Genomic DNA, 18,491 nt, shown 5'->3' on the forward strand with positions numbered 1-18,491 from the left:
CTGCGCATCCTGCGGGAAAGGCATAGCAGCGGCAACCGCAGGTGGTCGATTCGGGTAAAGATGGGCTTTAAAAATAGTGACTTACCACACATTCCTGAAGCTTTTTATCCTGATTCCTGCTCCGACGACCCGCCCACGCGCCGCAGCCCGCCGCCAGTTGCGGCCTGCTAGAATGCCGGCCTCGTTTTCCCCTCGTTGAATTCCCCGTCATGTCCCGACTCAATCCCCGGCAGCAAGAAGCCGTGAACTACGTCGGCGGTCCCCTTCTGGTGCTCGCCGGTGCAGGTTCCGGCAAGACCAGCGTGATCACGCGCAAGATCGCCCACCTGGTGCAGAAATGCGGCATCCAGGCCCGCCATATCGTCGCCATGACCTTCACCAACAAGGCCGCGCGCGAGATGAAGGAACGGGTCGGCACCCTGCTCAAAGGCGCCGAGGCGCGCGGCCTGACCGTGTCGACCTTCCACAACCTGGGCATGAACATCATCCGCAAGGAATACGCGGCGCTGGGTTACAAACCGGGCTTCTCGATTTTCGACGACGGCGACATCAAGGCCCTGCTGACCGACATCATGCAGAAGGAATACGCCGGCGATGACGGCGCCGACGAGGTCAAGAACTACATCGACAGCTGGAAGAACGACCTGATCCTGCCGGACGAGGCCCTGGCCAACTCGCGCAACCCCAAGGAACAGACCGCCGCCATCGTCTACCTGCACTACCAGCGCACGCTCAAGGCGTACAACGCGGTGGACTTCAACGACCTGATCCTGCTGCCGGTGAAACTCTTCCAGGAACACAAGGACATCCTCGAGAAGTGGCAGAACCGCATCCGCTACCTCTTGGTCGACGAATACCAGGACACCAACTCCAGCCAGTACCTGCTGGTGAAGCTGCTGGTGGGCATGCGTAACCAGATCACCGTGGTCGGCGACGACGACCAGTCGATCTACGCCTGGCGCGGCGCACGCCCGGAAAACCTGATGCTGCTGAAAGAGGACTACCCGTCGCTGAAGGTGGTGATGCTCGAGCAGAACTACCGCTCCACCAGCCGCATCCTCAAATGCGCCAACACCCTGATCGCCAACAACCCGCACGCCTTCGAGAAGCAGCTGTGGAGCGAGATGGGCATGGGCGACGAGATCCGCGTGATCCGCACTCGCAACGAAGACGCCGAGTGCGAGCGCGTGGCCCTGGAGATCCTCACCGAGCACCTGCGCACCGAGCGCCCGTACAGCGACTTCGCCATCCTCTACCGCGGCAACTACCAGGCCAAGCTGATGGAGCTGAAACTGCAGCACCATCAGATTCCCTATCGCCTGAGTGGTGGCACCAGCTTCTTCGCCCGCCAGGAGGTGAAGGACCTGATGAGTTACTTCCGCCTGCTGGTCAACCCGGACGACGACAACGCCTTCCTGCGGGTAATCAACGTGCCGCGCCGCGAAATCGGCTCGACCACCCTGGAAAAGCTCGGCAACTACGCCACCGAACGCAAGATCAGCATGTACGCCGCCAGCGACGAGATCGGCCTGGCCGAGCACCTCGACAGCCGCTACACCGAGCGCCTGAGTCGCTTCAAGCGCTACATGGACAAGATCCGCGAGCTGTGTGCCGGCAACGACCCGATCGGCGCCATCCGCAGCATGGTGATGGACATCGACTACGAGAACTGGCTGCGGCAGAACGCCTCCAGCGACAAGGTCGCCGACGCGCGCATGGGCAACGTCTGGTTCCTGGTCGAGGCGCTGAAGAACACCCTCGATAAAGACGAAGACGGCGACATGACCGTCGAGGACGCCATCGGCAAGCTGGTGTTGCGCGACATGCTCGAACGCCAGCAGGAAGAGGAAGACGGTGCCGACGGTGTGCAGATGATGACCATGCACGCCTCCAAGGGCCTGGAGTTTCCCTCGGTGTACATCATCGGTTTCGAGGAGGAGATTCTCCCGCACCGCTCCAGCATCGAGGCCGATACCATCGAGGAAGAGCGCCGCCTGGCCTACGTCGGCATCACCCGTGCCAAGCGCAACCTGGCGCTGACATACGCCTCCAAGCGCAAGCAGTACGGCGAGATCATCGACTGTTCGCCGAGCCGTTTCCTCGACGAACTGCCGCAGGAAGACCTGGTCTGGGAAGGCCTGGAAGACGCGCCGGTGGAGGTCAAGGCCGCGCGCGGCAACGACGCGCTGGCCAACATGCGTGCCATGCTCAAAAAATCGTAAACAGGCTCTATAAACAACCGATCAATACCAACACACCTGAGGGCAATGGGCGTGGAAGCACTGAAGCAGAAGATTCGCGAACAAGGCCTGGTGCTGTCAGATCAGGTGCTCAAGGTCGACGCCTTTCTCAACCACCAGATCGACCCGCGCCTGATGCAGCAGATCGGCCATGAATTCGCCGAACGCTTCGCCGGCCTGGGCATCACCAAGATCGTCACCATCGAGGCCTCGGGCATCGCCCCGGCGGTGATGGCCGGCCTGGAACTGGGCGTGCCGGTGATCTTCGCCCGCAAGTACCAGTCGCTGACGCTCAAGGACAACCTCTACATTTCCAGCGTGTTCTCCTTCACCAAGCAGACCGAAAGCACCCTGGCCATCTCGGCCAAGCACCTGGGTGCCGACGACCATGTGCTGATGATCGACGACTTCCTCGCCAACGGGCATGCGGCCAGGGCCCTGATCGACCTGATCGGCCAGTCTGGAGCGAGCATCGCCGGCATCGGCGTGGTCATCGAGAAGTCCTTCCAGCGCGGCCGCGCCGAGCTGGATGCGCAGGGCTACCGGGTCGAGTCCCTGGCCCGCATTGCCTCGCTGGATGACGGCCAGGTGCGCTTCCTCGACTGAGCCCCGTTTACGCTCTTCCGTCTCGCCCGAGAGATATACCGCCAGCGCTGAACCCGTAGGCTGGGTTAGCCGCGTTTAGCGTGGTCCGTGCTTACCGCAAAGGCTCGGCGCGGCGTAACCCAGCGCGGCATGCACAACCCCGTGGACCCGCTGCTGGGTTACGCCGCGCCAATCCAGTGGTCAGAACGGAGCATCATGCTGGCGGCTAACCCAGCCTACGCTGGCTTCTGCGAGCCTCAGCCGCCCTCTGCGGCCTTGAGGCCGGCCAGCACCAGCTTCTGGTAGAGCTGCTCGCGCAGGCCGCTGGGGTCGCCCAACCCCATGCGCTCGAGATGCACGGCGTAGTGCGCCGGCTCCGGCAGGTCGAACAGCGCGGCGCGGCCCAGTTCGAGAATCTCGCTGAGCTTGAGCTTGCTCTTCAGCCAGCGCAGGGCCCGCAGCAGGTCGCGCTCCTCGCGGGTGAAATCGCAGCCCAGCGGATACTCGATGAACAACTGAGGGAACTCGTCTTGCAACGCCAGCAGGCGCCAGGGCGTGTTCTGCCGGTATTCCGCGGCGAGGACGAAATCCTCCGGCAGCTTGCCGGCCTTCTGCGCCTGGGCGATCAGCTCATCCTGGAAGCGCGCATCGGCGATCCGCAGCAGCGCCTCGATCACCTGCGCATCGTTCTTGCCGCGCAGGTCGGCGATGCCATATTCGGTCACCACCAGGTCACGCAGGTGCCGCGGAATGGTGGCGTGGCCATAGTGCCAAACGATGTTCGAGGTCACCTCGCCGCCGGTCTCGCGCCAGCTGCGCAGCATCAGGATCGAGCGCGCGCCCTCCAGCTCATGGGCCTGGGCGACGAAATCGTACTGCCCGCCTACACCACTGAGTACGCGGCCGTCCTCCAGCTGGTCGGCCGCGCTGGCGCCGAGCAGGGTTACGCAGAAACAGCTGTTGATGAACCGCGCATCGCGACGCTGCAGGCGCTTCAACGACTCGTCGCCGTACAACCGGTTGATGTAGCTGATCGCCGTCATGCCGATGCGCTGGCGCTGGGTTTCGCTCAACTCGCGCAAGCGCTCGTAGAACGCCTGCGGACCGAGGATGAAGCCGCCGTGTACCAGCACCCCGCCGATGGCGCTGCCCAGGTACGGACGGATGGCCTCTGCCGTGGCGGGATTGGCCAGGTCGCAGGACAGGCTCTGACCATCCGGCAGGCGTAACTCGCGGCCTTCCAGGGTGATCTCGTTGGCCAGCAGACCATGGCGCTGCAGCCAGGCCAGCGTGTTGCCATCCAGCACATGGGGAATCCCGGCCTGGCGCAGGGACTCGGCGCCACGCAGGTGCTCTTCATCGTCCAGGCCGCCGAGGTTGGCCAGGCGCTGCAGGTGCACGTCGGGATAGGCCGGTCGCCGCACCACGCCCGCTTCGACCAGCACCAGCAGGCCGAGCAGAAACATCTCGCTGCAGCCATACAGACCGGTGGCAAAAGGCGCCAGCCCACCCTCATGGCGGATCAGCTCGCCCCAGCGTTGCGGCACGCGCATGGTTTCCAGCACCGCACGATAACTGGCGTTGTCCGCTTGACGAGCAATCAGCGCCGCTGCCACCGCATCGGCCATGGCGCCGATGCCGAGCTGCAGAGTGCCGCCGTCGCGCACCAGGGTGCTGGCGTGCAGGCCGATAGCATGGTCCTGCAGGCTCACCGGCATGTTTGGGGTGGAGAACAGGGTGGTTCGTTCGGGGCGCTCCAGCAGCAGGTCGAACCGACTGCGCTCGACCTCTGCAACGCCGCCCATGTACGGCAGGTCGCGATGCGCCTGGGCGAGGTAGAAGATCTGCTCGCCGGCATCGCGGCGTACCTGCAGCAAGGCCATCAGGTCGAGGGTGATGTCCGGGTTGCAGCTCAGGCTGAGGTGCTCGGGTCGCTCAGGGTCCGTGGCGACCAACTGGGCAATCAGGTTGACGCCCTTGCGCTGCAAATCGCGGGCGACATGGCTGTAGTTGAGGCTGATGTAGCTCTGCTGCGCCTGCGGGTTATGTAACTGGCTACCCGGCTGCAGGTAGAACTCTTCGATCTGCACGTTGGCCGGTAGCTCGCCACAGCGCAGGTCACCGAGGTAGTCGAGTTCAACATAGTCGCCGTATACGCGGCGCAGGAACGGGCCACTGAAACGCTGCTCCAGCTCGCTGCCGGCCTGGGGCTTGGCCAGCGACAGCGCGGTGTAGATGGTCAGCGAACGCTGCGGCAGCTCCTTGATGCGCTGGTAGAGCGCGTTGACGAAATGGTTGGGTTTGCCCAACCCGAGGGGCAGAGCCAGGCGAATCGGCCCGTCGATGCGCTCCAGCACCTCTTCCACAGCCTGTTCCAGCGAGCAGATATGCACCGGGGTGTTCTCCTGCGAAGGTCTCGCAGGTTGGACAGGCACTTCTGCAACTTTGCTCCCGCAGAAACGACAAAGCCGCCCGGAGGCGGCTTTGCAGAGGTCAGCAGCGTCTGAAAATCAGAGGCCGGACATCTTCTTGATGGTGGCTTTCAGCTCATCATCCGAGCAATCCGCGCAGGTGCCTTTCGGCGGCATGGCGTTGATCCCGGAGATCGCCTTGGCCAGCAGGCCGTCGAGGCCGCCCTGGTGATCAGCGCGCTCCTTCCAGGCGGCGGCATCGCCGATTTTCGGAGCACCCAGCACGCCAGTGGTGTGGCAAGCGCCACAATGGCCAGCGATGATGTCGTCCGGCGTTTTCGCGCCGCCACCGGCAGAAGCGGCAACCGCTTCAATGCCCTTGCACTCTTCGCCCTGGACGCAGACTTCGCCAACCGGCTTGATGCGCTCGGCGATATCGTCGTTGGTCGCAGCCTGAGCGCTAACAGCCCACAGGGCCAATACGGCAGCGTTGGCTACCAGCATCTTCTTGATCAGGTTCACGGTACACCCTCATTGTGGCTAGTCACGCCCGCGGCCACGGTTTCGCGAGCGGGCGCAGTATAGCGGTTAGACCCGCCGGCCGGAACAACCCAACTTGTCGCAGGGGCATTGGACCTCAGGACCAGGCCTGAAGTCTGCCTTCTGAACCCGCTAGCGGGTCTTGCGCTCGGTGTCGTCAGGCCGACGTGGAACAGGTTGCTAGAACCTGTTTAGGATCTTTTGAGCTAGAGCCAGGCAAGGCGAAATTGGGCGAGGACGCGCAGTTTACGAAGTGTAAATGAGCAGTCCGAGCCCGATTTCAACGCAGCATGGCCGACGATCAAGAGATCCTAGACAGGTTATTAGAAGTTGGCCGGTGTGGTGGCACTTATCAAGCGGGCCGGCCGGTCGAACGGATTGCGGAAGCGGTGTGGCTTGGTGCTGTCGAAATAGTAGCTGTCGCCCGGTTCAAGGATGAACACTTCACCGGAAACGCTCAGTTCGAGGCGCCCGTCGACCAACATGCCGGCTTCTTCGCCGTCGTGGTTGAGCATCTCGTCGCCGGTATCGGAGCCTGGCGGATAGATTTCGTCGAGGAAGGTGATCGCGCGGCTGGGGTGTGCCTTGCCAATCAGCTTCATGGTCACGGCGCCGCTGGAAAGGTCGGTCAGTTCGTCGGCCCGGTAGACCACCTGAGCCTGGTTGTCCTGTTCCACATCGAGGGAGAAGAACTCGACCAGCGACATGGGGATGCCAGCCAACACCTTTTTCAACGAACTGATCGAAGGGCTTACGCTGTTCTTCTCGATCATCGAAATGGTGCTGTTGGTGACGCCCGCGCGCTTGGCGAGTTCACGCTGGGAAAGGCCCTTGAGTTTACGAATGGATTGCAGTCGAACACCGACGTCCAATGCTGGAGTCCTCCTTGGGGAGCAGATACGGAAATGTGGCCGTATCATGGCAACAGTGTTCAGTATTTACAACACTGTGACCGCAATTACCCCGAGCACCCCGAATCAGCCCCCGGAATAGAGCCTCGGCACCCGCTTCAGGTTGCAGAACAGCTGGTATGGAATGCTGCCGCAGGCCTGGGCCAGGTCGCTGGCGAGGACGTTGCGCCCCCACAATTCGACCCGGCTGCCGAGGCCGGCGCCGGGCACATCGGTCAGGTCGACGCTGAGCATGTCCATCGACACCCGGCCAATCAGGCGGGTCAGCTGGCCGTCGACCATGACCGGCGTGCCGGTCGGTGCGTGGCGCGGGTAGCCGTCGGCATAGCCCATGGCGACGATGCCGACGCGGGTCGGACGCTCGCTGACGAAGCGCGCGCCGTAGCCCACCGGCTCGCCGGCCGGCAGCTCGCGCACGCTGATGATCTTCGATTCCAGGGTCATCACCGGCTGCAGGCGCGCGGCCTGCTCCTGGGCCTGCTCGAACGGGCTGGCGCCGTAGAGCATGATACCGGGCCGCACCCAGTCACTGGGCACGGAGGGCCAGCCGAGAATCGCCGGCGAGTTGCGCAGGCTGACTTCAGCCTGCAGATCACCACGGGCCTGCTCGAACACCACCAGTTGCTCGGCGCTGCGCGGGCAGTCCAGCTCGTCGGCGCGGGCGAAGTGGCTCATCAGCACGACTTTCTCCACCTTGCCGCTGCTCAGCAGGCGCTGGTAGGCGTCGCGGTACTCGGCCGGGTGCAGCCCGACCCGGTGCATGCCCGAGTCCAGCTTGAGCCAGATCGTCAGCGGCTTGCTCAGCGCGCTGCGCTCGATGGCCTCGACCTGCCAGGCCGAATGCACCACGCACAACAGGCGATGCTGTTCGATCAGCGCCAGTTCGGAGGCTTCGAAGAAGCCTTCCAGCAGCAGAATTGGCCGGCTGATACCGGCCGCGCGCAGTTCCAGCGCCTCCTCGATGCAAGCCACGGCGAATCCGTCGGCTTCGCCTTCCAGCGCCTGGGCGCAACGCGTCGCGCCATGCCCGTAGGCATCGGCCTTGACCACGGCCAGCGCCTTGGCGCCGCTCAGTTCGCGGGCCAGACGGTAGTTGTGGCGCAGGGCATTGAGGTCGATCAGGGCACGGGCGGGACGCATGCGGCTCTCGGCTTGGGCAATCGCCGGTCGGCGCGCACGCCAGCCGGTCAGGAATAAAAAGACCCGGCGGGGGCGCCGGGCAAGAACGGGAAATCAGGCCTGTGCGGCAATCACCATCATTTCCACCAACACACGCGGGTCATACATAGCGGCCTCGACACAGGCGCGGCCAGGCGCGGCGCCTTCGGCGACCCAGGCATCCCACACCTCGTTGAGGCCGGCGTAATCGGCAGCCATGTCCTTGAGGTAGATGGTCACCGAGAGGATCTTCGACTTGTCGCTGCCGGCCTCAGCCAGGAAGCGGTCGACGTTGGCCAGGGTCTGGCGGGTCTGCTCGCGGATATCGCCGGCGTAGTCGTCAGCCAGTTGGCCCGCCAGGTAGACGGTGCCGTTGTGGATGACGATTTCGCTGTAGCGCTTCTCAGTGCGCAGGCGCTGGATGGACATGCTTGTGGGTCTCCTTGGTGTTGCCATAGCGGGAAATATCCAGGCCTTCGGCGCTGATCTGCGGACGCTTTTTCGCGATCAGGTCGGCGAGGAAACGGCCGGAGCCGCAGGCCATGGTCCAGCCAAGGGTACCGTGTCCGGTGTTGAGGAACAGGTTGCGATAGGCGGTGGCGCCGACGATCGGGGTGCCGTCCGGAGTGGTCGGGCGCAGCCCGGTCCAGAACTCGGCCTGGGCCAGATCGCCACCCTGCGGGTACAGATCGGCGGTGATCATTTCCAGGGTTTCGCGGCGACGCGGGTTGAGGCTCAGGTCAAAACCGGCGATCTCGGCCATGCCGCCGACGCGGATGCGGTTGTCGAAACGGGTAATGGCGACCTTGTAGGTCTCGTCGAGAATGGTCGACGCCGGCGCCATGGCCGCGTTGGTGATCGGCACGGTCAGCGAGTAACCCTTGAGCGGGTAGACCGGCGCCTTTATGCCCAGCGGCTTGAGCAGTTGCGGGCTGTAGCTGCCGAGGGCGAGCACGTAGCGGTCGGCGGTTTCCAGCTTGCCGTCGATCCACACGCCGTTGATGCGGTCACCGGCGTGGTCGAGGCGCTGGATGTTCTGGCCGAAGCGGAACTCCACGCCCAGGTCCTTGGCCATCTGCGCCAACTTGGTGGTGAACACCTGGCAGTCGCCGGTCTGGTCGTTGGGCAGGCGCAGGGCGCCGGCGAGCTTGTCGGTAACCGAGGCCAGGGCCGGTTCGACGCGGGCGATGCCGGCGCGGTCGAGCAATTCGTACGGCACGCCGGACTGCTTCAGGACGGCGATGTCCTTGGCGGCGTTGTCGAGCTGGGCCTGGGTGCGGAACAGCTGGGTGGTGCCCAGTTGGCGGCCTTCGTAGCTGATGCCGGTCTCGGCACGCAGCTCGTCGAGGCAGTCGCGGCTGTACTCGGACAGACGCACCATGCGCTCCTTGTTCACCGCGTAGCGGCTGGCGGTGCAGTTGCGCAGCATCTGCGCCATCCACAGGTATTGGTCGATATCGGCGGTGGCCTTGATCGCCAGCGGTGCGTGTTTCTGCAGCAGCCATTTGATGGCTTTCAGCGGCACGCCTGGAGCGGCCCAGGGCGAGGCATAGCCGGGGGAGACCTGGCCGGCGTTGGCGAAGCTGGTTTCCAGGGCCGGGCCGTTCTGGCGATCGACCACCACCACTTCGAAGCCGGCACGGGCCAGGTAGTAGGCGCTGGCGGTACCGATCACACCACTGCCAAGAACCAGAACACGCATGGTTGTCTCCCTCGTCGCGAGCTTTCGCTGGCGTTTGTTTTACTGAGCACGATTGAGCGCAGTATAGGAAGACAACAGCAGTGTTATTCACTGTTTAGAATGGCTTATTTGGCGATAAATTCTGGCCAGTTCGCCTTTTTCGGAGAGCCATGCAACCTGCTAAAGGGCTTTATCGCCAAAACAGCAGGTAAAACTCTCGCAGCGGAATAATTTACAGGGCGCCAGCAAACCCAGGCGCCAGGCTACTTGCGCAGCCACTTGCCGTTGACCTGGATGTACTGCCCGGCCGGGGTCTTCTCCAGCGCCTTCTGCCCGGCCAGGGCTTCCACGTCACCGAGTTGCAGGCCGTTGTCCTTGGCCAGGCGCTGGTATTCGGCCTGGCGCGCCTGGTTGATCAGCGTGGCGATTTCCGCAGCCGAACCACTCGGGCTGACCACGCCGAGATAGCCGTCGGGTTGTTCGCCCAGCTGGCCACTGCTCTTGGCCGTGCCGAGGGCACTCATCGCTTCGTTGAGGTTCATCGCCAGGGCCGGCAAGCTGAGGCTCAGGGCCAGCAGGCCGCAGGCCAGGGTGCGCTGTAGTTTCATGAAGGGCTCCTTGCAGGCGCTCAGAACAGGCCGCTGTCTTCGTTGATGATGGAATCCAGGGCCTTGTCGACCTTGATGTAGATTTCGTGCTCGATCTTCACGTTGAGGTTGATGTTGATCGGCTCGCTGGGCATGGCCAGCTGCACCGTGGGGGTACAGGCGGCGCTCAGGCCGCCGAGCCACAGGACGACCAGCAGGGCGCGCAGGCGCATGGTCAGTTCTCCTTCTGCGGATCATTGCGTTGCCGCAGGCGTTGCTGCACACGCTGGCGGATGGTTTCGCTCACCCGGTCGGTGAGTTGCAGGCTGGTCAGCAAGGCCGGGATGTCCTCTTGCAGGTTGACGTTGAGGTTGATCGGCCGGCCCTTCTCCACATCCGGGTTGCGCCCTTGCAGGCGCAGGGCCAGTTGCAGCTTGCCGTCGGCAGCATAGCTAACCGCACTGTCGAGCAGGTCGAAGTGGAAGTCGTCGAGGGCATCCACCACCAGCTGCATGCCGGGATTACTGCGGCCCAGGGCGCGGATCTTCTCCGAGCGGAACTGCAGGTAACCCGGCGCCTGGGCCGCCATCTGGCCCTGTTCGATGCGCAGGCCGGCGGCGTCCAGCAACAGCGGCAGCTCACCGCGCAAACTGCCACGACCGGCCAACCCTTCTGCAGGGTAGACCCGGAAGATCTCCTCCAGTTGCACGTCCTTGAACTGCAGCGGCAGGCGCTGGCTGGGCTGGGCCAGGTCCAGTTGCCCGGCCGGCAGCCAGGCCTGGCCGTTGAACACGCCGGTCTCTGCGCTCTGCCAGGACAGCAAGCCCTGCAGGGGCTGCCCGAGCCGGGCGACATAGCGCCCCTGCAGCTGCAGCGGGCCGATTGGCAACCCCGGATTGAGCTGCTGCAGGCTCAGCTGCGGCAGCTCCAGGCTCAGTTGGTCGCCGCGCAGCTGCAGGTTCAGCTGGCCATCCAGGCCGCTGAGCTCGCTACGGTCGTAGATCCCGGCCAGGCCCTTGAACTGCAGGCCCAGATCCAGCCGCAGCGGCGCCCAGGCTGGCAGCTGCAGGCTGGCCTGGCCGAGCAGACGCCCGTTGCTGACCTGCAACAGCGCCGGCCAGGCGCGGGCGGTCTGGCTCAGCGGATTGCCGGCGCGGAAGAACACCTCGGCCAGTTTGCCGGACAACTGCAGCGCGCCCTGGGCATCGCGTACCCCGTCGACATTCAGGCTGAGCCCTGCCGCGTTGCTCACGGCACCCTGCAGGCGCTGCTGCTGGGCATCGGCCTGCAGCTGGCCGCTGAACTGCCAGGCCTGAGGCAGCAGCTCGGCCTGTTCCAGCTTGGCCACGCTCAGCTGCAACGGGCCGCTCAGGCTCGGGCTGGCGCCCAGTTGCAGGGACATCCCGGCCAGCTTGGCCTGCAGTTGCTGCACGCGCAGCGCGTCCGTGAGCTGCAGGCGCTTGGCCTGCAGGCTGGACGAAGGCTGCAGGCTGATCTGCCACTGCTGCGCGGCGAGCGTTGCGTTCGCCTTGAGGTCGACCGCCAGGCCTTCGGCACTCAGGCTTTGGTACTGCAACTGCGGGCTGTTGAGCTGCAACGTGGCGCTGAAGGTGCCGCTGCCGTCACGCAGGCGTTGCCCATCCAGCAAGCTCACCCCAGGCGCCAGCGCCATCTGCCAACTGGCCTGCAGGCGCAGGGACGCCTGGGTGTCGAGCAGGCGCTGGTCGGTGGTCTGCCATTGCTGCAGCCAGACGAACAGGCCGCGGCTATCGGCCAGCTGCACCAGCTCCAGCTCACCTTGCCAGTGGCTGACGCCCGCCTCTTCGCGCAGCTCGCTGCGCACTGTGAGCAGGGGTTGCCGGTCGAGTTGCGCGTCGGCCAGCAATTGCCAGCGGCCGTCGCGCTGCACCAGGTTTGCCTGCACGTCGAGACTGCGCAGCCCCGTTTGCAGTTGCAGGCGCAACTCGGCGGGCTGCTGCAATTCGCCGGCATGCTGCAGGTGCAGGCTGCCGAGCAGCGCACAGCGGCCCGTGGCACAGGGCAACTCCAGGCTGAGCTGGTCGACCGCCAGTTGCCGTGGCAACCAGGCCAGGCTGTCGAGCAGCGCTTGCGGATCACTGGCTGGCGCACCCTCGCCCTGCCCCGCCTGCCAGCTCAGCTGCAACGCCTGGCTGCGCACTGCCGGCAGATACAGGCGCTGCTGTGCCCACTGCGGCCAGGCCAGTTGCAACGCGCTCGCGCTCACCTGCAGGCGACTGCCATCGGCGCCGTCGCGCAGCAGCGTCAGGTGCTCCACCTGCAGCCCCGCGCGCGACAGCTGCAGGCCCTGCCAGTGCAGCTGGCTGACGCCCTGCGCCGCCAGCAAGCCGCGCCAGGCCAGCCACAGCAGCGCCACCAGCAGCAACAGTGCCAGCAGCAGCTTGCCCAGCAGGCGGGTTCCCGTATGGCGCAACGGCATGGCACAACGTCCTCGGCGACAGCCCTTGGTGGTCAGGGTGGCGGCCGCTCCCGGCAAGATCAAGGCGTTTCGCCTGGCCAGTGTTTTCCGCTGGTTTCGTCGCTATATTGACCGACGAATACTGGAACCTTCGCGGCTTTCACAGAGATATCCCCCATGAGAACCCAACACCAGAGCCGGCGCGAGCTGGACAAGATCGACCGCAATATCCTGCGCATCCTGCAGGAAGACGGGCGCATCAGCTTTACCGAACTGGGCGAGCGGGTCGGCCTGTCGACCACCCCCTGCACCGAGCGCGTACGCCGCCTGGAGCGCGAGGGGATCATCATGGGCTACCACGCGCGGCTCAACCCGCAGCAGCTCAAGGCCAGCCTGCTGGTGTTCGTCGAGATCAGCCTGGACTACAAGTCCGGCGACACCTTCGAGGACTTCCGCCGCGCGGTGCTCAAGCTGCCGCACGTGCTGGAATGCCACCTGGTCAGCGGCGACTTCGACTACCTGGTGAAGGCGCGGATCAACGAGATGGCCAGCTACCGCAAGCTGCTCGGCGACATCCTGCTCAAGCTGCCGCATGTGCGCGAATCGAAGTCGTACATCGTCATGGAAGAGGTCAAGGAGAGCCTGAGTCTGCCGGTGCCGGAGTGAGTCCTACGCGCCACTCGCCGCCGTAGGCTGGGTAGAGACGCGCAGCGGTGAAACCCAGCAGCGTAGTCGCAGGCTTACCGGCGCTGGGTTTCGCTACGCTCTACGCCAGCCTACACAGTGCACAGGGTGGAAAACTGCTCAGCGTTTTCCACCACAAATTCTCAGACCAGGCGCTGCCGGGTGCTGGCGATCAGTTGATGCACCTGCCGCTCGACCTGCGGCTCGATCGGCGTTTCCGGGCCCTGCCCGCGCGGGCATGGCAGGCTCGGTGTGGTGCCGAACAGGCGGCAGATCAGCGGGCGCTGGTCGTACACCGTGCAGCCCTGCGGGCCGAGGTGCACGCAGTTGAATTCGGCCAGTGCGGCGTCATGTTCGGCGTCGCTCTTCACCGGCAGGCGTGCCAGCTCTTCGGACGAGGCCGTCACCGGGCCGCAGCAATCGTGGCAGCCGGGCACACAGGCGAACCCGGGGATCTGCCGGCGCAGGTGGTCGATCTTGCGGTTGGTACAACTCATGGGCACGCTCGGCAATGAATCTGCGCAGTTTACCCGGCACCGACCAGCAAACCCGCTCGAGCGATAGCCGGCTGCCAGGAAAAACAGTTTTTACCATTCCCCCTCTTGGCGAGTAGCGGATCCCGTGCTTATCCTGCGTCAAATTTTAACAACACCCACTACAGGATTTCGCACATGAACGCCCGCGTTCACCAGCCGCAACAGCCAGCCGTGCACAGTGATCGGCACGCTCCCTCCTACTACGCCGCCACTGCCAACCAGCAGCTGGCCTATCCGCCGCTGGCGGGTGAGGAGCTGGCTGATGTGTGCATTGTCGGTGGCGGGTTCTCCGGCCTGAATACCGCTATCGAGCTGGCCCAGAAGGGCTTCTCGGTGGTGCTACTGGAGGCACACCAGATCGGCTGGGGCGCCAGCGGGCGCAATGGCGGGCAGCTGATCCGCGGCGTCGGCCACGGCGTCGAGCAGTTCGCCTCGGTGATCGGCCAGGACGGTGTGCGGTCGCTCAAGCTGATGGGCCTGGAAGCGGTGGAGATCGTTCGCCGACGCGTCGAGCAATTCAACATCAACTGCGACCTGACCTGGGGCTACTGCGACCTGGCCAACAAGCCGGCGCACCTGGACGGCTTCGCCGAAGACAAGGCCGAGCTGGAAAGCCTCGGCTACCGCCACGAGCTACGCCTGCTGCAACCGGAGCAGATGCACCAGGTGGTCGGCTCCGACCGCTATGCCGGCGGCCTGATCGACATGGGCTCCGGCCACCTGCACCCGCTCAACCTGGCGCTCGGCGAAGCCGCCGCGGCCGCCAGCCTGGGCGTGCGCCTGTTCGAACAGTCGGCGGTCACCCGCATCGACTACGGCCCGGAGGTGAAGGTGCATACCGCCACGGGCCATGTGCGCGCCAAGACCCTGGTGCTGGGCTGTAACGCCTACCTCAACGACCTCAACGGCAAGCTCGGCGGCAAGGTGCTGCCCGCGGGTAGCTACGTGATCGCCACCGAGCCGCTGTCCCCGGCCCAGGCACGCAACCTGATCCCGCAGAACATGGCGCTGTGCGACCAGCGGGTAACGGTGGATTACTTCCGCCTGTCCGCCGATAACCGCCTGCTGTTCGGCGGCGCCTGCCACTACTCGGGCCGCGACCCGGTGGATATCGCCGCCTACATGCGGCCGAAGATGCTGCAGGTGTTCCCGCACCTGAAAGACGTGAAGATCGACTACCAGTGGGGCGGCATGATCGGCATCGGCGCCAACCGCCTGCCACAGATCGGCCGGCTCAAGGACCAGGCCAACGTGTTCTACGCCCAGGCCTATTCCGGCCACGGCGTGAATGCCACCCACCTGGCCGGCAAGCTGCTGGCCGAGGCCATCAGCGGCCAGCAGGGTGGCGGCTTCGAGCTGTTCAACCAAGTGCCGCACATGACCTTCCCCGGCGGCCAGCACCTGCGCTCGCCGCTGCTGGCGCTGGGTATGGCCTGGTACCGGCTGAAGGAAGCGGTCGGCCTGGTCTGACCCTGCTTCGCTAACGAATCCGCCACCTGTAGGAGCCGCCCTTAACGCGGCAAGGCCTGCAGACAAGAGAGCGGCAGGCTCTCAGCGCAGCAGTTGCCAGAACGGCCGCGTCGCTTCCTGGCGCGCCTGCTCGGCAGTCAGGCCAATGTCGTCGAGCAAATGGCTATCCAGCTGCAACAGTGCCCGCCGCGTCGCCAGGCGCTGGCACAGCCGCTGCCAGCGAGCAGCCAGTTTCCGCAAAGGCAGCCGCGCAGGCAGTACCTCGTGCTCACGCAATGTGACAGATAGATCGCTCAATTCGCGCATGGCCGCAGCCTCCGCCGGTTCACCCCTGGGAGACCATGATGCGGACCGACGGCAGAGCAATACAGACTCAACGTATTAGAATTATCTCCATACAGATTGCGCAGAAACCGCTCTGAATGGGCTATTTTGCGTGCATCTGTATTGCTTTCTGCATATCCGAGCTGGAGACTGTCATGACCCTCTACCTGAACCTGGCCGAATTGCTCGGCGACCGCATCGAACAGGGCCTGTACCGTCCCGGTGACCGCCTGCCCTCGGTGCGCGCCCTCAGCCAGGAGCACGGGGTCAGCCTGAGTACCGTGCAGCAGGCCTATCGGCACCTGGAAGACCAGGGTCTGGCCACGCCCCGGCCGAAATCCGGCTACTTCGTGCCCGCCTCGCGCCAGGTGCCGGCCCTGCCCGAGATCAGCCGCACGGCGCAGCGCCCGGTGGAAGTCTCGCAGTGGGATCAGGTGCTGGAACAGGTCAGCAGCGCCCCGGACGAACGCACCATCCAGCTCGGTCGCGGCCGCCCGGACATCAGCGTGCCGACCCTCAAGCCGCTGCTGCGTTCGCTGTCGCGCCTGAGCCGGCGCCAGGACCTCAGCGGCCTGACCTACGGCAGCATCTACGGCGACCGCAGCCTGCGCGAACAGGTCTCGCGCCTGCTGCTGGATTCCGGCTGCCAGATTGCCGCCGACGAAATCATCATCACCACCGGCTGCCACGAAGCGCTGTCGGCGGCGATCCGCGCCATCTGCGAGCCGGGCGACATCGTCGCGGTCGACTCGCCGAGTTTCCATGGCGTGATGCAGGCCCTCAAGGGCTTCGGCATGAAGGCCCTGGAGCTGCCCACCGACCCGCTCACCGGGATCAGCCTGGAAGCCCTCGAACTGGCCCTCGAACAATGGCCGATCAAGGCCATCCAGCTGACGCCGACCTGCAACAACCCGCTCGGCTACATCATGCCCGAGGCCAACAAGCGCGCCCTGCTGACCCTCGCCCAGCGCTACGACGTGGCGATCATCGAGGACGACGTGTACGGCGACCTGGCCTACCGCTACCCACGCCCACCGACCATCAAGTCGTTCGACGAAGACGGCCGCGTGCTGCTCTGCAGCTCCTTCTCCAAGACCCTGGCGCCAGGCCTGCGCATCGGCTGGATCGCGCCGGGGCGCTACCGCGACCGCGTGCTGCACATGAAATACATGGGCACCGGCTCCACCGCACAACTGCCGCAGATGGCCCTGGCCGAGTTCATCGCCGGCGGCCATTACGAACCGCACCTGCGCCGTATGCGCGCCCAGTACCAGCGCAGCCGCGATCTGATGATCGAATGGATCAGCCGTTACTTTCCGGCCTCGGTGAAGATCAGCCAGCCGCAGGGCAGCTTCATGATCTGGGTCGAACTGCCCGAAGGCTTCGACAGCCACCGACTCAACCGCGAGCTGCGCGCCCATGGCGTACAGATCGCCACCGGCAGCATCTTTTCCGCCTCGGGCAAGTTCCGCAATTGCCTGCGCATGAACTACGCGGCCAAGCCCACTGCTACGGTCGAACAGGCGGTGCGCACCGTCGGCGAGCTGGCTGCACAGCTCCTCGCCGAGCAGGCCGGATAGCGCCCGCCAACGGCCAGTAGCGACGCTTAGCGGGCGCGCAGGATCTCGTCGTCGCTGCGCCAGGCCAGCCAGACGAACCCGGCGGCGCCCAGCGCCATCAGCATCGGCAGCGCATGGCCACTGATCCACTGGCTGACCGCGCCGGTGCTCAGCGGCCCGATCAGGCAGCCCAGGCCCCAGAGCTGGGCAATGTGGGCATTGGCGCGGACCAGCTCATCGTCACGGTAACGCTCGCCGATGAGAATCAGCGAGAGGGTGAACAAGCCGCCTGCGCTGGCGCCGAACAGCACCCACACCGGCCAGATCAGCGGCGTATGCAGCACCAGCGGAATGCTCAGGCTGGACACCAGCAACACCACGCCGCAGCCGCGAAACAGGGTGCGCCGCGACATGCGGTCGGCCAGCCAGCCGATCGGCAGTTGCAGGGCCGCGTCGCCAACCACCACCACGCTGGCCATCAGCAGCGCCACTTCCGTGGTGAAACCCTGGCGCAGGCCGTAGACCGGCAGCAGGGTCAGCATCATTGCCTCGAAGGCGGCGAACAGCATCACCGCCCAGGCGATGGTCGGCATGCGCTGACAGAACAGCCACAAGCCCCGGCCCGAAGCGCTGTGCGCATCCACTGTCGGCGCGCCGGTACGCCCGAGCAGCACCAGCGAGCCGAATACCAGCAGGCCGGTGCCAGTCCAGAAACCCAGGTCGCTGGTGGTGCCGAGCAGGCTCAGTAGCAACGGCCCGGCCAGCTGGCTCAGCGCATAACCGGTGCCGTACAACGCCACCAGGCGGCCGCGCCACTTCTCCACCGCCAGCTGGTTGATCCAGCTCTCGCCGAGAATGAACACCACGGTCAGCGCCACGCCGATGAACAGGCGCAGGCCCAGCCACACGGCGTAGTGCTGCACCAGCGCCAGGGTGGCCACCGACAGCGCACCGATCAGCAGGCACAACTGCATCAGCCGCGTGGTCCCCAGACGCGCCGCCAGCCGCCCGGCCAGCGAAGCGCCGAGCAACACGCCGATCGCCGGCGTAGCGGCCATCACGCCGATGGCGAAGGAGCCATAGCCCCAGCCCTCCAGGCGCAGCGAAACCAGCGGCATGGTCACCCCGAGGGCCAGGCCGATGCTGATCACCGCGGCACACACCGCGAAATAGGTACCCCAACGCATAGCCATGATTGCTCCCTGTGCTGGCCAGCCGAGTTACAGAATGCAAAACGGCCGGGTTTCCAAGGAAACCCGGCCGCAGGTGTGGCTCGTTAGAGCCGGCCCCGAAGGGCGGACCTCACAGGAGAACTAAAACGTTCCCCTCAAAAGAATATCTGGTCGAACACCGACCGAATCCAGCACC

Annotated in this window: 17 protein-coding genes; 5 read left to right on the forward strand and 12 right to left on the reverse strand. The window is 65.1% G+C overall.

All coding sequences use genetic code 11. From position 1 onward, the window contains the following. Window positions 1–209 precede the first annotated feature (209 nt). Both rep and H3H51_RS03475 read left to right on the forward strand, forming a co-directional pair. The gene (gene rep, locus H3H51_RS03470; protein ID WP_183087617.1) at window positions 210–2,222 is read left to right on the forward strand and encodes a DNA helicase Rep; all 2,013 of its coding nucleotides are present in this window, start codon (window positions 210–212) and stop codon (window positions 2,220–2,222) included. Between the two features lie 51 nt (window positions 2,223–2,273). Continuing rightward, window positions 2,274–2,846, forward strand: a complete 573-nt coding sequence (locus H3H51_RS03475; RefSeq protein WP_183087618.1) for a xanthine phosphoribosyltransferase — start codon at window positions 2,274–2,276, stop codon at window positions 2,844–2,846. A 236-nt stretch (window positions 2,847–3,082) separates the two neighbouring features. On the opposite strand, the gene H3H51_RS03480 is transcribed toward H3H51_RS03475, so the two are convergent. From H3H51_RS03480 to H3H51_RS03520, 9 genes are all read right to left on the reverse strand, one after another. Further along, entirely contained in the window at window positions 3,083–5,218 is a 2,136-nt protein-coding gene (locus H3H51_RS03480; protein ID WP_183087619.1) for an acetyl-CoA hydrolase/transferase family protein, read from the reverse strand. Between the two features lie 117 nt (window positions 5,219–5,335). After that, window positions 5,336–5,758, reverse strand: coding sequence for a c-type cytochrome (locus H3H51_RS03485; RefSeq protein WP_183087620.1), 423 nt, complete (start codon window positions 5,756–5,758; stop codon window positions 5,336–5,338). A gap of 341 nt (window positions 5,759–6,099) precedes the next feature. Then, a complete protein-coding gene (locus tag H3H51_RS03490; protein WP_183087621.1) occupies window positions 6,100–6,648 on the reverse strand; it encodes a cupin domain-containing protein in 549 nt (182 codons plus the stop codon). Between the two features lie 105 nt (window positions 6,649–6,753). Further along, a complete protein-coding gene (alr, locus tag H3H51_RS03495; protein WP_183087622.1) occupies window positions 6,754–7,827 on the reverse strand; it encodes an alanine racemase in 1,074 nt (357 codons plus the stop codon). Window positions 7,828–7,920: 93 nt separating this feature from the next. Then, window positions 7,921–8,274: a RidA family protein gene (locus H3H51_RS03500; RefSeq protein ID WP_183087623.1), complete on the reverse strand. Its 354-nt coding sequence runs from the start codon at window positions 8,272–8,274 to the stop codon at window positions 7,921–7,923. Next, a complete protein-coding gene (gene dadA, locus H3H51_RS03505; RefSeq protein ID WP_183087624.1) occupies window positions 8,249–9,547 on the reverse strand; it encodes a D-amino acid dehydrogenase in 1,299 nt (432 codons plus the stop codon). Before dadA ends, H3H51_RS03500 begins: the two co-directional genes overlap by 26 nt. Before the next feature lie 242 nt (window positions 9,548–9,789). After that, window positions 9,790–10,134 carry a YdbL family protein gene (locus H3H51_RS03510; protein ID WP_183087625.1) on the reverse strand — a complete coding sequence of 115 codons (345 nt, stop codon included), beginning with the start codon at window positions 10,132–10,134 and terminating at the stop codon, window positions 9,790–9,792. A gap of 20 nt (window positions 10,135–10,154) precedes the next feature. Further along, the gene (locus tag H3H51_RS03515) at window positions 10,155–10,346 is read right to left on the reverse strand and encodes a YnbE family lipoprotein (RefSeq protein ID WP_183087626.1); all 192 of its coding nucleotides are present in this window, start codon (window positions 10,344–10,346) and stop codon (window positions 10,155–10,157) included. A 2-nt stretch (window positions 10,347–10,348) separates the two neighbouring features. After that, on the reverse strand, window positions 10,349–12,571 hold the full coding sequence (locus H3H51_RS03520) for an intermembrane phospholipid transport protein YdbH family protein (protein WP_183087627.1): 2,223 nt from the start codon (window positions 12,569–12,571) through the stop codon (window positions 10,349–10,351). A gap of 156 nt (window positions 12,572–12,727) precedes the next feature. Between H3H51_RS03520 and dadR the strand changes: the two genes are divergently transcribed. Further along, a complete protein-coding gene (dadR, locus tag H3H51_RS03525) occupies window positions 12,728–13,216 on the forward strand; it encodes a transcriptional regulator DadR (RefSeq protein WP_173211121.1) in 489 nt (162 codons plus the stop codon). Between the two features lie 161 nt (window positions 13,217–13,377). Here the strand turns inward: dadR and H3H51_RS03530 are convergent, their stop codons facing one another. Continuing rightward, window positions 13,378–13,731 (reverse strand): YkgJ family cysteine cluster protein, encoded by a 354-nt coding sequence (locus tag H3H51_RS03530; protein WP_183087628.1) that lies wholly within the window; start codon window positions 13,729–13,731, stop codon window positions 13,378–13,380. 174 nt (window positions 13,732–13,905) lie between these two features. Here H3H51_RS03530 and H3H51_RS03535 point away from each other — a divergent pair, with 174 nt between their 5' ends. After that, the gene (locus H3H51_RS03535) at window positions 13,906–15,240 is read left to right on the forward strand and encodes an NAD(P)/FAD-dependent oxidoreductase (protein ID WP_183087629.1); all 1,335 of its coding nucleotides are present in this window, start codon (window positions 13,906–13,908) and stop codon (window positions 15,238–15,240) included. Window positions 15,241–15,321: 81 nt separating this feature from the next. Here H3H51_RS03535 and H3H51_RS03540 read toward each other — a convergent pair whose 3' ends face one another. After that, the gene (locus H3H51_RS03540) at window positions 15,322–15,546 is read right to left on the reverse strand and encodes a DUF1127 domain-containing protein (protein WP_183087630.1); all 225 of its coding nucleotides are present in this window, start codon (window positions 15,544–15,546) and stop codon (window positions 15,322–15,324) included. 173 nt (window positions 15,547–15,719) lie between these two features. Between H3H51_RS03540 and H3H51_RS03545 the strand changes: the two genes are divergently transcribed. Further along, on the forward strand, window positions 15,720–17,144 hold the full coding sequence (locus tag H3H51_RS03545; RefSeq protein ID WP_183087631.1) for an aminotransferase-like domain-containing protein: 1,425 nt from the start codon (window positions 15,720–15,722) through the stop codon (window positions 17,142–17,144). Between the two features lie 26 nt (window positions 17,145–17,170). Here H3H51_RS03545 and H3H51_RS03550 read toward each other — a convergent pair whose 3' ends face one another. After that, complete coding sequence (locus H3H51_RS03550; protein ID WP_183088026.1) at window positions 17,171–18,310, reverse strand: MFS transporter; 1,140 nt, start codon at window positions 18,308–18,310, stop codon at window positions 17,171–17,173. Window positions 18,311–18,491: the final 181 nt, after the last annotated feature.

Origin of the sequence: Aquipseudomonas ullengensis, from assembly GCF_014174475.1 — a bacterium.
Lineage (GTDB): Bacteria > Pseudomonadota > Gammaproteobacteria > Pseudomonadales > Pseudomonadaceae > Aquipseudomonas > Aquipseudomonas ullengensis.